Raw genomic sequence first — 13,598 nt, 5'->3', positions numbered from 1 at the left:
AGAAAGTGGATTGCCCCGTTTGATTTGGCTGGGCAAAGTGTTGCGAGGTTAAGCTGGACCTCAGTTCGATCAAGAAACATGCCAGACGCGACATCCTAATCATAGACGGACCCCAATCATGCCCGCACTTATCCCCACTGATCACTACGCCACAATAACTTGGCTTGGTAAAACTCTTGACCGGGACGCGACCTTGACCAGTGTTGCTTGCGAAGAGCTTGAGCTGTCCTACGACGGTATCGAAGGCTAGGCGCGATCTGGGCGGACGCGGGCTTCTTGTGGGCGGGTTCAAAGCCAGCATCCTTTGGGGACCGAGATTGGGAATGTGCGGCAGGTGTCAATCCTGTCAGAAGAAGAACTGGCGGAAGTCGCCGCAGAACTGGAATTGGATCACATCAACCCCGAATGGCTTGGGGCGTCGATGATTGTCCGGGGATTGCCGGACTTCACTCACCTTCCACCTTCGGCCCGGCTGCAGGCAGACGACGGGGCGACGTTGGTCGTTGATATGGAAAACCAGCCCTGCACCCTTGTCAGTCGCGAAGTGGAAAAGGCCCGTCCCGGTCACGGCATCGGCTTCAAACCAGCGGCTGTTGGCAAGCGCGGCGTGACAGCGTGGGTCGAGCGTCCCGGCGCATTGAAACTAGGTGGGACATTACGCCTGCATATCCCGGGGCAGCGCGCATGGCAGCCCGGGCGCTGACCGGAAACACCCATCGGCTCGCGGCAAGGGCAGTGATCATATCGGAAACACGCAGCGGTCATTCCGACGAATTTCGCGGCAAACATGTCGGATTTCACCCTGTCGTGACGGCAAGCTACCCATAAGGTCTGAGCATTCCTGACCACAGGCAACAGGGTTGTGGCCAGTCAAAATGCGCTCACTTCTGAAGGATCCGCTATGAGCTATAAATCCGACATCGAAATTGCCCGCGAAGCAAAAAAACGCCCGATTCAAGAGATCGGTGACAAGCTGGGCATTCCGACCGAACATCTACTGCCTTATGGCCACGACAAAGCGAAGGTCGGCCAAGAGTTTATCAACTCGGTCCAGTCCAAGAAAGACGGCAAGCTGATCCTTGTGACCGCGATTAACCCAACGCCTGCTGGCGAAGGTAAGACAACCACGACTGTTGGTCTGGGCGATGGTCTGAACCGTATCGGTAAGAACGCTATGGTGTGTATCCGCGAAGCGTCGCTTGGTCCGAACTTCGGCATGAAGGGTGGGGCTGCTGGTGGCGGCTACGCTCAGGTCGTTCCGATGGAAGAAATGAACCTGCACTTCACAGGTGACTTCCACGCGATCACATCTGCGCACTCGCTTTTGTCAGCGATGATCGACAATCACATCTATTGGGGCAACGAGCTGGAAATCGACGAACGTCGTGTGGCTTGGCGTCGTGTGGTCGACATGAACGACCGCGCGCTGCGTGACATCGTGTGCTCGCTGGGTGGTGTATCGAACGGTTTCCCACGTCAGACCGGTTATGACATCACTGTGGCCTCGGAAGTTATGGCGATCCTGTGTCTGGCCAACAATCTGGAAGATTTGCAGAAACGTCTGGGCGACATCATCGTGGCCTATACCCGTGCACGCAAACCGATTTATTGCCGCGACATCGGCGCTGATGGAGCGATGACCGTATTGCTGAAAGACGCGATGCAGCCAAACCTTGTACAGACGTTGGAAAACAACCCGGCCTTTGTTCACGGCGGCCCGTTTGCCAACATCGCACATGGCTGTAACTCAGTAATCGCGACCACAACCGCGCTGAAACTGACCGACTATGTGGTCACGGAGGCTGGTTTCGGTGCCGATCTGGGTGCCGAGAAGTTCATGAACATCAAGTGCCGCAAAGCTGGTCTTGCCCCGTCAGTTGTCGTTCTGGTCGCCACTGTGCGTGCGATGAAGATGAACGGTGGCGTTGCCAAGGCTGATCTGGGTGCCGAGAATGTGGAAGCGGTCGAAAATGGTTGCGCCAACCTTGGTCGCCACATCGAGAACTTGAAATCCTTCGGTGTGCCAGTTGTTGTCGCCATTAACCACTTCGTCACTGACACAGATGCTGAAGTGAACGCTGTGAAAACCTATGTGGACAGCCACGGGTCGGAAGCGATCCTGTCGCGCCACTGGGAACTGGGCTCGGAAGGGTCAGCAGACTTGGCGACCCGCGTGGCCGAGATCGCAGATGCAGATCAAGCCAACTTCGCACCGATCTATCCTGACGACATGCCACTGATGGAAAAGATTGAAACCATCGCCAAGCGCATCTATCGCGCGGACGAGGTTCTGGCGGACAACAAAATCCGCAATCAGTTGCGCGATTGGGAAGAAGCTGGATACGGCAACCTGCCGGTCTGTATGGCGAAGACGCAGTACTCGTTCTCGACCGACCCGGACCTGCGCGGTGCACCCACAGGGCATTCGGTGCCCGTGCGCGAAGTGCGCCTGTCGGCTGGCGCTGGCTTCATCGTTGTGGTCTGCGGCGCAATCATGACCATGCCGGGTCTTCCACGCAAACCTGCTGCTTTGTCGATCGGGCTGAATGCGGACGGCGAAGTCGAAGGTCTGTTCTGATCTAACCAAAAAAGGGGCGGGTTTTTCCCGCCCCTTTGTTTTGAAGTCCTCACCCAACTTCCCGTAAAGAAGGAGAGGGGCCATGAGTGCCACCCTGATCGACGGCAAATCCATTGCCGCAGATATGAGGAACGACGTCGCCAAACGCGCGGCAGAACTGACCGAGCAAGGCTGGTCGCCAAAGCTGGTGTCGCTGTCCGTTGGCGATACATCCGCTGCCGCACTTTATGTGCGCAACCAACAGAAAAGCGCTGAAAGCGCGGGCGTTGAGTTTGAGGCGCGCGATTACCCAGAAGAAACATCGCTTGAGCAGTTGTCGGGAATTATCCAAGGCCTGAATGCTGACCCGCGTGTGAACGGGATCATCATTCAACGACCGCTCCCTGACCATATCCCGGTGAAGACGCTACAGAAGCTTGTGCATCCGTTGAAGGATGTCGAGGGGATGCACCCGGCGTCGATCGGTAACATCGTCTACAACGATCTGGCGCTAGGGCCGTGTACGGCAGTTGCTGCGGTTGAGATCCTGAAAACACTGCCCTTGGATATCGAAGGCCTGAATGTCACCGTGATTGGCCATTCTGAGATCGTAGGGAAACCCATCGCGTTCCTTTTGATGGGGCTTGGGGCGACGGTCACGGTGTGTCACCACATGACGCGTTCCGTCGCGATGCACTCACGCGCGGCAGACGCAGTTTTTGTTGCGGTCGGGAAGCCGGGTTTGGTGACCGGCGAAATGCTGAAACCCGGATGTGTTGTCATTGACATCGGCATCAACCGGGTCGATGGAAAGACCGTTGGTGATGCAGATTTCGAAAGCTGCGCTGAAGTGGCAGGCTGGATTACACCGGTCCCCGGCGGGGTCGGCCCTGTGACGGTCGCAACACTGATGTCAAACGCGGTGGAAGCCACTGCGATGCAGATGAACCATTACCGGGACGCTTATGCGCGGACCGACATTTGATCGATAGGTAAGGAGACAGGGTAATGACGGCTCAGATCATCGACGGCAAAGCGTTTGCCGCAACCGTGCGCGAGAAGGTCGCCGCGCATGTCACGCGTTTGAAAGAAGAAAATGGCATAACGCCTGGACTTGCTGTGGTGCTGGTGGGTGAAGACCCTGCGAGCCAGGTTTACGTAAGATCGAAAGGCAAGCAAACGGTCGAAGTGGGCATGAACAGCTATGAACACAAGCTGGACGTGGATACCTCGGAAGCAGATTTGCTGGCGCTGGTCGACAAGCTGAACAAAGACCCTGCGGTGCATGGTATCCTTGTGCAGTTGCCGCTGCCGGGCCATTTGAACGAAGACCTTGTGATCAATTCGATTGATCCGGCCAAGGATGTGGACGGGTTCCATATCTCAAACGTTGGTCTGCTTAGCACGGGTCAGAAATCCATGGTGCCATGCACCCCGCTGGGTTGTCTGATGATGCTGCGCGATCATCACGGGTCGCTATCGGGGCTGAATGCCGTGGTCGTTGGCCGCTCGAACATCGTGGGCAAACCAATGGCGCAGCTGTTGTTGGGCGACAGCTGCACCGTGACCATCGCGCACAGCCGCACGAAGGACTTGCCTGACGTCGTACGCGGTGCTGACATCGTTGTAGCCGCTGTAGGTCGCCCCGAAATGGTGCCGGGTGACTGGATCAAAGAAGGGGCCACTGTGATCGACGTGGGCATCAACCGGATTGATGCGCCTGAGAAAGGCGAAGGGAAAACGCGCCTTGTGGGCGATGTGCACTTTGAAAGCGCGTCAGCGGTCGCGGGGGCAATTACGCCCGTCCCAGGAGGTGTTGGTCCCATGACCATCGCGTGCCTGCTGGCAAACACATTGACGGCGTGTTGTCGCGCTAACGGGCTTGCAGAACCTGAAGGGTTGACTGCCTAAGCTTTTATTCAATCTATGGTTAATTGGGCGGGCTTTTGTCCGCCCTTTTTGCGTTTCGAGCCACAAACTGTTGCATTCAAAACACTCTGCAAACGGGTGATATATTTTAGTGAATCACCTTTCGAGATAATTTGTTAACCATTTACCTGCAAACGCGGCACCCAAAAAAGCTGCGGGCAAATTGAGCAGACAACGCGAACTTGAAGTCGCGGGAGAAGGGCGTCCGAAAAAGGGCGCTGCAGGTAATATATGGCTATCAATATATACGGTGCGTTTCGCACCGATACGACGATGTCGAACAACACGGCGACCTATGCCACGATTGGGTCGACGTTCCAGATTGGTTCCTACAGCAGGATCACCATCTCGGACGGCGGGGACGCATCGGTCGTATCTGGCGATAATATCATCAATGAAACGCCCAATGACCCATCTCAAACCTACAACGGCGAGGTGGTCATATGGGACTACACCATTCAGGTTACAGACGGGACTGACACCTACGAAGTCGGCGTCATGGACTGGGATATCAATGGCAATGGCACCTATCAGTGGCCAACCGCTGAACAAGGGTACTTCATCGCATTCTTGAACGGTGAGATTCCGCCAACAGGGACGACGCTGACTGTCGTCGCAGTCACGAATAATGGCCCGTCCATTCCCGTCAGTTCAATCGTTCCTTGCTTTGTGGCAGGTACTTTGATTGATACACCTCGTGGCCCTGAGAAGATTGAGACACTTGGTGTGGGCGACGAGGTGCTAACGCTGGACAATGGTGCTCAGAAAATCCGGTGGATCGGGTCGCGCACGCTCAGCGTTCGTGAGATGATTATGAAACCGAAACTCAAACCCATTCGCATTACCGCAGGGGCGCTTGGAGCTAACCTCCCGAAAGCCGATCTTTGTGTCTCTCCACAACATCGTATTCTGGTGCGCTCGCCTATTGCAAACCGGATGTTTGGAGGGGACGAGACACTGATTCCGGCCCACAAGCTTGTTGAAATCCCGGGTATCTATTTTGACACGATCGACGCGCCGGTAACCTACATGCACTTGCTGTTTGACAAGCACGAGATTGTGTTTTCCGAAGGCGCGCCGACGGAAAGCCTGTTCACTGGAAAAGAAGCGTTGAAAAGCGTTGGTGACGACGCGTATGCCGAGATTATATCGCTGTTTCCGGAATTGGCGTCACCAGAATACATACCTGAGATGGCGCGGTTCTGCCCCCCAAAGGGGAAACTTATGAAGAGCCTTGTGCGCCGTCATGTGAACAACAAAAAGCCCCTTCTGGCGGTGGCTTAAAGCTTGTCGCGCGGTACTTAGTCAGTAAATTTTGGTGCCCGTTTCTGCATACCGGCGACCACTGCCTCCATCTGATTGGGCTTGCCCATCAGTTTCTCTTGCGCATGGCTTTCCGCGATCAGCGTGTCCTCCCACCCCAAATGCTCGGTGTCCCGGATTAGCGCTTTAGCGGCGCGAATGGCGTCAGGAGATTTTGCCGCGATGTCAGCGGCCAAAGCCTGTGCACGCGCCAACGGATCGTCCGCAAGTTCGGTGATGAAGCCATAGTCAAGCGCCTCTGGTCCCTCGAATTGTTCGGCGGAGTAGGTGAGCTTGCGGATCACGTCGCCTCGCGCCAGACGTCGCATCAAAACCATGCCACCCATGTCGGGAATGATGCCCCAACGACCCTCCATAATGGAAAACCGAGTGTCGGGCGCCGCGATACGCATATCGGCACCCAGCATGATCTGGAAGGCCCCACCGAAGGCATAGCCGTGCACGGCCGCGATCACCGGTTGGGGCATCTCGGCCCAAACCATCGAGGCTGCTTGAAACAGGTTCGAAATCCCATGCGTGCGTTCCAGAAAAACGCCACCCTGCATTGCGAATTGCGCAATCTCAGGCATGGCAGCCAGATCCAGCCCGGCAGAAAACGCAGGCCCGTCGCCAGTCAGTATTACAGCGCGGATGTCTTTGCGCGCAGCCAAGGCTTCACCAGCCGCGACAATTGTGCGGATCATATCCAGGTCCAGCGCGTTGCGTTTCTCGGCGCGGGTCAGCGTAACGGTGGCCACTTGGTTGTCTTCGGTGATGCGAACGCGGTCTGACATTTGGGTCTCCTGTCTAGGCCTTGGAAGTGTGACCTGTTGGGTCAGTTTCGCCAACCGTCACGTTGCGGCAGTTTTGACTGGCACCATAGTGCCCAGCAACTTGGCGATCAGAATGCGATTGGTGCCGTCTTCGGCCCATACCTCTGCCTCGACAGGGATCAAACGCCGCCCAATGCGCAAGACACGCCCTTGGGCGATCAGTTTATCCCCCTTGGCGGGTGCCATCAGATTGATCTTAATCTCGGATGTCAGAACCTCGTGGGCTTTGGGCATTGCCGATAGCGCGGCATATCCCGCGGCGGTATCGCCAATTGCGAAGGTTAACGCAGCGTGACCAAACCCATGTTGCTGGCGCATCGTGTCTGGTATCGGCGCGGTGATCTCGCAAGAACCGTGGGTCAGGTTCGTGATCTCAGCCCCGATCAGGGTCATCATGTTTTGAGCGGCGAAGCTTTGTTGAACCGTGCGGATTGTATCGGCGGACAAGTCTGACATTGGCGATCCTTTCACCAAAGTCACTAGCATATCCCGCGGGTTCTTGACGTAGAACGCCGCGTCACTGTTTTACCGTGGCATCGGAATAGGTTGCGGAGGCGACCCCAGCAAGACAGCAATCGCCTCGGGCCGCATTAGGCGGGACAGGACGGAATGGTCAGAGCGAAGCCCGCCCGTATAGGTGCCATAAGAAGGCATGATCACGCGATCTCCGTCAAACAGCATACAGGGGCGGCTAACGGTCCGCCCCTTGATGTGCAGCTGGGCCTTGGGATGAAAGTGACCAGTAATTTCGCCAGCGGCCCCGACGCGGGCGATGTGGCGGAAGTGAAGTGGCGGCTGCAACAGCTCGGCCAGATGCGTGCCCGCAAATTCAATGGGGCCGGGATCATGATTGCCTTCGATCCAGACCCAGCGACGACCTGCCATCAGGCGGGTAAGCCACAGGGCCTCATCCTCGGGCAAATTCCCGGACGCTTCGAGGTCGTCAAAACTGTCACCAAGACAGACAATCGTGTCCGTTCCGGTCGCCTCAATGTCACGTTCCAGTCGCAGCAACGTATCGCGGGTTTCGTAAGGCGGAAGGATCGCGCCACCCTTTCGGGCTATACGCTCTGATTTACCAAGATGAAGGTCGGACACGCACAGAAGGTGTTCGTCCGGCCACCAAAGTGCACCAGACGGCAGCAAGGTCAGCTTCACCCCCGTGAAAATAAACTCGTACCCCTTCATGCCCTTCTCCAAATTCGATTTCGGGGCATATTGCAAGCATTTCCTGTGCCCAAGGCCGGTATGGTTTTTAGGCCAGACCAGCCTCGGCCATCAGGCGATCCGCTTCGGCGCGCACTAGCGCCTCTTGTCCGGCACCATCGACGGGTACTTTTCCGACCTCTAGGAACAGCGGGGCAGCGAAGGGCGTCACGCGGCCGGGATGTACATGATCGATTTGCCCACCGGTTCGCTTGAGCATTTCTTCAATGCGCCCAAACCCAATCAGCCCTCGCATTGCTTCTTCCCGAGTGATGGATAAAAGCAGATGATCCGGATCGTATTTACGAAGCGTGTCATAAAGGATGTCAGCCGAGAACGTCGCCTGCCGCCCGGACGACCGTTTGCCCGGCAGATTGCGCGTGATCAGACCGGCGATGGTGGCCGCGCCCTTGAAGCTGCGTTTCATCAACGCGTTTTCGACCAACCAGCCGTCCAGCCCTTCGCGCAGACCAGAGGCATCCAGCGCCTGTGCCGGGTTGTCCAGATGTGAGACCGACCAGATCAAAGTGGCATAATCAGTGGCGACGAAGCCCAACGGGCCAAGCCCCATTTCCTCCATCCTCCGGGTGACCATCAGCCCCAGTGTCTGCTGGGCGTTCTTGCCAGCGAAGCCGTAGATGCAGGTATGGGGGCGATCTTCGTGATCGAAACTTTCGACCAGAATGCGACCCGCGCGCGGAAGCTGGCTGACCTCGCGTTGAAGTTCGATCCAGTCCAGCGTGTGGCGTGGAAGTTCGGGCAGGGGGGATCGGTGCAGCAGATCGAGGATACGCTCTGATAGTTGCGTTGAAGTCGAGAACTTGGTGCCGGAGAACACCGCAAGTTTGGGCTTTCTGCCACGGTCGCGACTGACCTGCACCTCCATCTCGCGCAAGGATTCAAAGCGGACGATCTTGCCGCCCATCAGGAACGTGTCGCCGGGCACCAGCGAGGCGGCGAAGCTTTCCTCAACCTCGCCCAGTGGCTTGCCGCCAGATGCGCCGGACCGCCCCTTCATCCGCACCTTCAGCGTGTCCTTGTCTATGATCGTGCCCACATTCATCCGTACTTGCTGTGTCAAACGCGGATCGCGGAGCTGCCATAATCCGTCAGCACGTTGCATTAGCCGCTGCCACCGATCGTAGGCGCGCAGGGCATAGCCCCCCGTGGCGACAAAATCGAGGCAATCGTCAAATTCCGCGCGGGTCAGGGCCGCATATGGCCCGGCGCTCGTTACTTCTGTGTAAAGTGTGTCCGCCTCAAATGGGGCAGAGCAGGCGGTGATCAGGATGTGTTGGCAAAGCACGTCGCGTGGACCGGGACCGCGCGGATCGCCGTCCAGATCGTGGGCCAATACGGCCTCGATCGCGGCGTGGCATTCGATCACCTCCCAGCGGTTTGCGGGCAGGATTAATGCTTTCGAGGGCGCGTTGTAGCGGTGGTTGGCCCGCCCGATACGCTGCACCAACCGTTTCACGTTTTTGGGTGCGCCGACCTGTATGACCAGATCGACATCGCCCCAATCCAGCCCAAGGTCCAGCGACCCAGTGCAGACTACAGCGCGCAGACTGCCCGCGACCATTGCGGCCTCGACCTTCTTGCGCTGCTCAAGTGACAGCGATCCATGGTGGATGCCAATGGGCAGGGACGTGTCATTGGCCAGCCAAAGATGGTGGAAGAAGATTTCGGCCTGTGCGCGAGTGTTGTGGAAGATCAGAGTGGTCTTATGTTTGGCAACTTCTTCCAGAACTTCGCGGATCGCATAACGTCCACCCCCGCCTGACCAAGGCGGCGGCGTTTCGGTCGTCAGCATGCCGATTTCAGGATCAGGGCCGGGGTCTGCGGTGATGATCTGGCAATCCGTCGGATGTGGGGCCAGAAAGCTCGCAAGCGCGGGCGGGTCTTCGACGGTCGCGGACAGTCCCACACGTTTCAAACCGGGGCAAAGCGCCGCGAGGCGTGACAGGCACAGCATCAATTGATCGCCACGCTTGCTTTCGGCCAGCGCATGCAGTTCGTCCACGACGACACGCTTTAACCCCGCGAACATGCGCGGGGCGTCTTCGTAGCTTAGCAAAAGCGCAAGGCTTTCTGGCGTGGTTAGCAGGATATGCGGAGGGTCGGCGCGTTGCGCTTTCTTGCGGGTCTGGGTGGTGTCGCCCGAACGATCCTCGACCCGGATGGCCAACCCCATATCCTCAATCGGGGCGGTCAGGTTGCGCCGCATATCTGCCGCCAAAGCCTTGAGTGGCGAGATATAGAGCGTGTGCAGACCCGGTACGGGTGTGTTTCCCAATTCGACAAGGCTCGGCAGGAACCCGGCCAAAGTTTTGCCGCCTCCAGTGGGCGCGATCAGCATGGTGGCAGCCTCGTTTGACCGATCAAGCATCGTCTGTTGATGCGGGTGCGGGGTCCAGCCGCGTTGGTCAAACCAGCTTTCAAAAAGGGGGGGCAAGGTGGCCATGGGGGCAGGATAGGAAATGCGGCGCGGCGTGAACATGCCCTATCTGCATCGGATAAGAAAAAGGGCGAACCGATTGGTGTCGGATCGCCCTAAATTGACTGTCGCAAGGCGCGTGCTAGTGTACGATTTCTTCTTCCTTCACGAACATATTTTCCCATGCACGGTCGATCAGTTCTGGGGTCATCTGCGGGGGAATGCCCTCAAAATCGCAGATCGACAGCATCTGGTCGATCAGGAAAACTGGCTGATAGTTCGCATAGATGTTGTCAATCGTTGGGTATTTCTTCTTCAGCAAATGCACCAACGCGTCCTGATCAAGCGGCATCCCCTTTTTCTTCGCGACCATCGCAAAGATTTTCAGGAAGCCTTCCTGATCCGGGCCATCAATCTTGATCTTATAGAAGATCCGGCGCAACGCCGCCTTATCGAAGATCTTGTTCGGGTGGAAGTTGGTCGAGAAGATGACCAGCGTGTCAAACGGCACCTCGAACTTTTCACCCGATTGCAGGGCCAAGATGTCTTTGTTTTCCTCCAAAGGAACAATCCAACGGTTGATCAGCGCCTGGGGCGGATCGGCCTGACGGCCAAGGTCGTCGACGATGAACACACCGCCAGAGGATTTAAGCTGCAACGACGCCGTATAGGTCCGCGCCGTCGGGTTATAGACCAGATCGAGCATACCCAGCGTCAATTCACCACCGGTGATCACCGTGGGGCGTTCACACAAGACATAGCGACGGTCATATTTTTTCACAGCACGGCGCAGCGCACCTGAGTTTTCATCGCCAGTTTCGGCCTTGGTGTGAACAATTGGGTCATAGACCGTGATCACCTGACCCGAGTATTCGATCGCGTGGGGAACATAGATATTGTCGCCCAAAGCGTCACGAATCCCGTTCGAGATCGACGATTTTCCGTTGCCCGGAGGGCCATACATCAGGATCGAGCGGCCCGAACCAACGGCTGGCCCAAGCTGGTCAAGAAGATCAGGCGGCAGGATCAGGTGACCCATCGCGCCTGTTAGCTGGCCGCGCGTCATGGTGATGTTGCGGATTGATTGGCGTTTGACCTGCTGTGCGTACATCTCCATCGGGACTGGCATTGCACCGAAATATTCAGATTGCGACAACGCATCCAACGCCCGCGCCTTGCCCGTGTCCGACAGGCGATACCCCATTTCCGAGGATTGCGAGCCTGCGTGAAGTGTGCCCATCGCCTCGACCAAACCGCCATCGCGGCACATATCGATCAGCTCCTGCACCGCGCGGGCGGGCAAGCAAATCACACGCTCAAGATCGCTGATCTGCTCCAGATTGGTACGGAACATGGTTTTTAGCAGGATGTCCCGCATCATCACCATGGTCAGCCCGGTTTCAGACAAGTTCATTGCCGGGGTAGGGGCGATCATGTCCGCGTTATGTACATTCATTGTCATGCCCGATCTGTTGTTGCGGTTTCAAACAGCTGAGTCAATAAAATGACCAACTGATTACAAAGCTTTGCGTGGCGCCGTATTGACGCTATTTTGGCTACAAAAGAATGAGGGCAGGTATGAGCACAAATAAAGGCAAGTTTTTGGCAGCCTTCATGGCCAGCCTATGGATTTTGTATGCAATCCTGTTCTTTACGAAGGGCGGATTGTTCATCAGCAAGCACGAAGGCGACACGCTTCACTTGCTGCAAATGCTGATCAGGATGGGTGAGGGTGAGTGGCCGCACCTTGATTTTGTTACGCCAATCGGTGTTTTGGCGTTTGCGCCGATCTCGGTTTTTCTTGAGGCTGGAATGGGTGTCGGGCATGCTATTTTGGCTGGCCAACTGCTTGTAGCAGCGGTGTTTTTCCTGCCAACATGGTGGGTGGCACGGACGCGATTTGACGGGATTTGGTCCTATGTGTTTGCAGCAACGATCATAATCTTCTCTGTCGCGCTACTGTATGGCGAGGGCAACGACAGCACGACCATCTCGATGCATTATAATCGCTGGGCTTGGGCGGCGGCCTTCTTGGCTATCACCACGATAGTTTTGCCCGCAAAAAACTCAGCGAATCCAAGCATTGACGGTATGGTAATCGGCCTTGCCATGGCCGTCATGGCGATGATCAAGGTGACTTACTTTGCGGCCTTCCTTCCGGCCGTTTTAGTTGGCCTTGTGGCCCGCCGCGCGGGCCGTGTGTTTTTATGGGCTGTTATCTCGGGATTGGTGGCAGCGGGTTTGGTTACGCTTTGGGTCGGCACACCGGTCATCTGGTTGGCCTATCTGCGTGACTTGCTGAATGTCGCAGGATCAGATGTGCGCCCCCAACCGGGTTACAACTTCTCTTATGTGGTCAGTGCACCGGCCTATCTGGGCGGGTCGTTGGTGGCGATCTTGTCTGTTGTGTTCCTTAGACAGTCCGGGCGCATGACCGAAGGGTTGATCATGCTGCTTTTGCTGCCAGGTTTTTTCTATGTGACTTATCAAAACTTTGGCAACGATCCGCAGTGGTTGTGGCTTCTGGGTCTGCTCTTGGTGGCGCTGCGCCCCGAGGGCCCGGTGTTCAACGGGTTCGGGTGGGATTTGCAAAGGGCGCTAACCTATACTGCGGTTGCTGCTTTGGCCTTTTCCTTTCCGAGTTTTCTAAACCTGACGGCCAGCCCATTCCGGCACTATGCGACCGCTACCGGGAAATATCTGCCGCTCATGCCCAACAGTGGTCTGAACGAAGATTTACAGACGTTCGGACCGCGGGCAGGCCGGGTTGATGTGCGCCGCGCCTATGACGGTGCAGACAGCCTGTTTGCCAGTTTGGTCGAAGAGGGTCAGCGCGATGATACAGATGTGACCTTCAAGGGGCGGGCGCTTGAGTACTGCTCGTTAGAACTTGGTATGGTCGCGTGGTTTCAGGCCGTGGCCAATGATATCGCGAGCTGGCCGGACGCCAAAGGGAAGGCATTGTTCACCGCCGACCTTTTGTCGAGCTACTGGCTCTATGCAGATCTTGCACCTTTGAAAGGTGGGGCGCCGTGGTACTATGGGGCTCTGAGTGGGATTGCAAACGCGGACTATCTTCTGGTGCCCAACTGTCCACTTTCTGCGGATACGCGTAAGAAAATTCTGGACGAGGTGTCGGGCCAGGAATGGAGCGATCGGGTGAAAGAAGTTCGCCGAACACCCTATTATACGCTTTATAGCTTGCCCGGTGAGCATCCAACAAAAGTGGAATCTTCTCGTGTAATAGATGATGGCGGTCAGAACGCCGTATCTAGCGAGTAATTCCAATAAAAACGCCGCAATTCAAACGATTGCGGCGTTTTCCTCTTGTCGG

Annotated in this window: 12 protein-coding genes; 7 read left to right on the top strand and 5 right to left on the bottom strand. The window is 56.6% G+C overall.

Translation table 11 applies throughout. The features are described from left to right. Positions 1 to 118: 118 nt before the first annotated feature. The 6 genes from V6N04_RS09270 (at position 119) to V6N04_RS09245 (ending at position 5,770) form a co-directional block, all read left to right on the top strand. Entirely contained in the window at positions 119 to 250 is a 132-nt protein-coding gene (locus tag V6N04_RS09270; RefSeq protein WP_371169860.1) for a hypothetical protein, read from the top strand. Positions 251 to 325: 75 nt separating this feature from the next. Further along, positions 326 to 703, top strand: a complete 378-nt coding sequence (locus V6N04_RS09265) for an MOSC domain-containing protein (RefSeq protein WP_371169859.1) — start codon at positions 326 to 328, stop codon at positions 701 to 703. Positions 704 to 901: 198 nt separating this feature from the next. Next, positions 902 to 2,578, top strand: coding sequence for a formate--tetrahydrofolate ligase (locus V6N04_RS09260; RefSeq protein WP_371169858.1), 1,677 nt, complete (start codon positions 902 to 904; stop codon positions 2,576 to 2,578). An 82-nt stretch (positions 2,579 to 2,660) separates the two neighbouring features. After that, on the top strand, positions 2,661 to 3,542 hold the full coding sequence (locus V6N04_RS09255) for a bifunctional 5,10-methylenetetrahydrofolate dehydrogenase/5,10-methenyltetrahydrofolate cyclohydrolase (RefSeq protein ID WP_371169857.1): 882 nt from the start codon (positions 2,661 to 2,663) through the stop codon (positions 3,540 to 3,542). 23 nt (positions 3,543 to 3,565) lie between these two features. Further along, positions 3,566 to 4,468: a bifunctional methylenetetrahydrofolate dehydrogenase/methenyltetrahydrofolate cyclohydrolase FolD gene (folD, locus tag V6N04_RS09250; RefSeq protein ID WP_371169856.1), complete on the top strand. Its 903-nt coding sequence runs from the start codon at positions 3,566 to 3,568 to the stop codon at positions 4,466 to 4,468. 249 nt (positions 4,469 to 4,717) lie between these two features. Further along, the gene (locus tag V6N04_RS09245; protein WP_371169855.1) at positions 4,718 to 5,770 is read left to right on the top strand and encodes a Hint domain-containing protein; all 1,053 of its coding nucleotides are present in this window, start codon (positions 4,718 to 4,720) and stop codon (positions 5,768 to 5,770) included. 17 nt (positions 5,771 to 5,787) lie between these two features. On the opposite strand, the gene V6N04_RS09240 is transcribed toward V6N04_RS09245, so the two are convergent. From V6N04_RS09240 to V6N04_RS09220, 5 genes are all read right to left on the bottom strand, one after another. Then, positions 5,788 to 6,582, bottom strand: coding sequence for a crotonase/enoyl-CoA hydratase family protein (locus V6N04_RS09240; RefSeq protein WP_371169854.1), 795 nt, complete (start codon positions 6,580 to 6,582; stop codon positions 5,788 to 5,790). A gap of 57 nt (positions 6,583 to 6,639) precedes the next feature. After that, entirely contained in the window at positions 6,640 to 7,077 is a 438-nt protein-coding gene (locus V6N04_RS09235) for a PaaI family thioesterase (RefSeq protein WP_371169853.1), read from the bottom strand. A 69-nt stretch (positions 7,078 to 7,146) separates the two neighbouring features. After that, positions 7,147 to 7,809, bottom strand: a complete 663-nt coding sequence (pdeM, locus tag V6N04_RS09230) for a ligase-associated DNA damage response endonuclease PdeM (protein WP_371169852.1) — start codon at positions 7,807 to 7,809, stop codon at positions 7,147 to 7,149. A gap of 67 nt (positions 7,810 to 7,876) precedes the next feature. After that, positions 7,877 to 10,291 carry a ligase-associated DNA damage response DEXH box helicase gene (locus V6N04_RS09225; protein WP_371170000.1) on the bottom strand — a complete coding sequence of 805 codons (2,415 nt, stop codon included), beginning with the start codon at positions 10,289 to 10,291 and terminating at the stop codon, positions 7,877 to 7,879. 115 nt (positions 10,292 to 10,406) lie between these two features. Next, complete coding sequence (locus V6N04_RS09220; protein ID WP_371169999.1) at positions 10,407 to 11,699, bottom strand: ATPase; 1,293 nt, start codon at positions 11,697 to 11,699, stop codon at positions 10,407 to 10,409. Positions 11,700 to 11,842: 143 nt separating this feature from the next. Here V6N04_RS09220 and V6N04_RS09215 point away from each other — a divergent pair, with 143 nt between their 5' ends. Then, the gene (locus V6N04_RS09215; protein ID WP_371169851.1) at positions 11,843 to 13,546 is read left to right on the top strand and encodes a hypothetical protein; all 1,704 of its coding nucleotides are present in this window, start codon (positions 11,843 to 11,845) and stop codon (positions 13,544 to 13,546) included. Positions 13,547 to 13,598 lie beyond the last annotated feature (52 nt).

This window comes from Aliiroseovarius conchicola, assembly GCF_041403445.1.
Taxonomy (GTDB): domain Bacteria; phylum Pseudomonadota; class Alphaproteobacteria; order Rhodobacterales; family Rhodobacteraceae; genus Aliiroseovarius; species Aliiroseovarius conchicola.
Note: the sequence above shows the minus strand (reverse complement) of the source record. Positions and strands in the feature narration are given on the sequence as shown.

Excerpts from the sequence above, each read along its gene's own strand:
- V6N04_RS09270 (WP_371169860.1), top strand. The coding sequence starts at position 119 with ATGCCCGCACTTATCCCCACTGATCACTACGCCACAATAACTTGGCTT.
- V6N04_RS09260 (WP_371169858.1), top strand. The coding sequence starts at position 902 with ATGAGCTATAAATCCGACATCGAAATTGCCCGCGAAGCAAAAAAACGC.
- V6N04_RS09255 (WP_371169857.1), top strand. The coding sequence starts at position 2,661 with ATGAGTGCCACCCTGATCGACGGCAAATCCATTGCCGCAGATATGAGG.
- folD (WP_371169856.1), top strand. The coding sequence starts at position 3,566 with ATGACGGCTCAGATCATCGACGGCAAAGCGTTTGCCGCAACCGTGCGC.
- V6N04_RS09245 (WP_371169855.1), top strand. The coding sequence starts at position 4,718 with ATGGCTATCAATATATACGGTGCGTTTCGCACCGATACGACGATGTCG.
- V6N04_RS09240 (WP_371169854.1), bottom strand. The coding sequence starts at position 6,582 with ATGTCAGACCGCGTTCGCATCACCGAAGACAACCAAGTGGCCACCGTT.
- V6N04_RS09235 (WP_371169853.1), bottom strand. The coding sequence starts at position 7,077 with ATGTCAGACTTGTCCGCCGATACAATCCGCACGGTTCAACAAAGCTTC.
- pdeM (WP_371169852.1), bottom strand. The coding sequence starts at position 7,809 with ATGAAGGGGTACGAGTTTATTTTCACGGGGGTGAAGCTGACCTTGCTG.
- V6N04_RS09225 (WP_371170000.1), bottom strand. The coding sequence starts at position 10,291 with ATGGCCACCTTGCCCCCCCTTTTTGAAAGCTGGTTTGACCAACGCGGC.
- V6N04_RS09220 (WP_371169999.1), bottom strand. The coding sequence starts at position 11,699 with ATGATCGCCCCTACCCCGGCAATGAACTTGTCTGAAACCGGGCTGACC.
- V6N04_RS09215 (WP_371169851.1), top strand. The coding sequence starts at position 11,843 with ATGAGCACAAATAAAGGCAAGTTTTTGGCAGCCTTCATGGCCAGCCTA.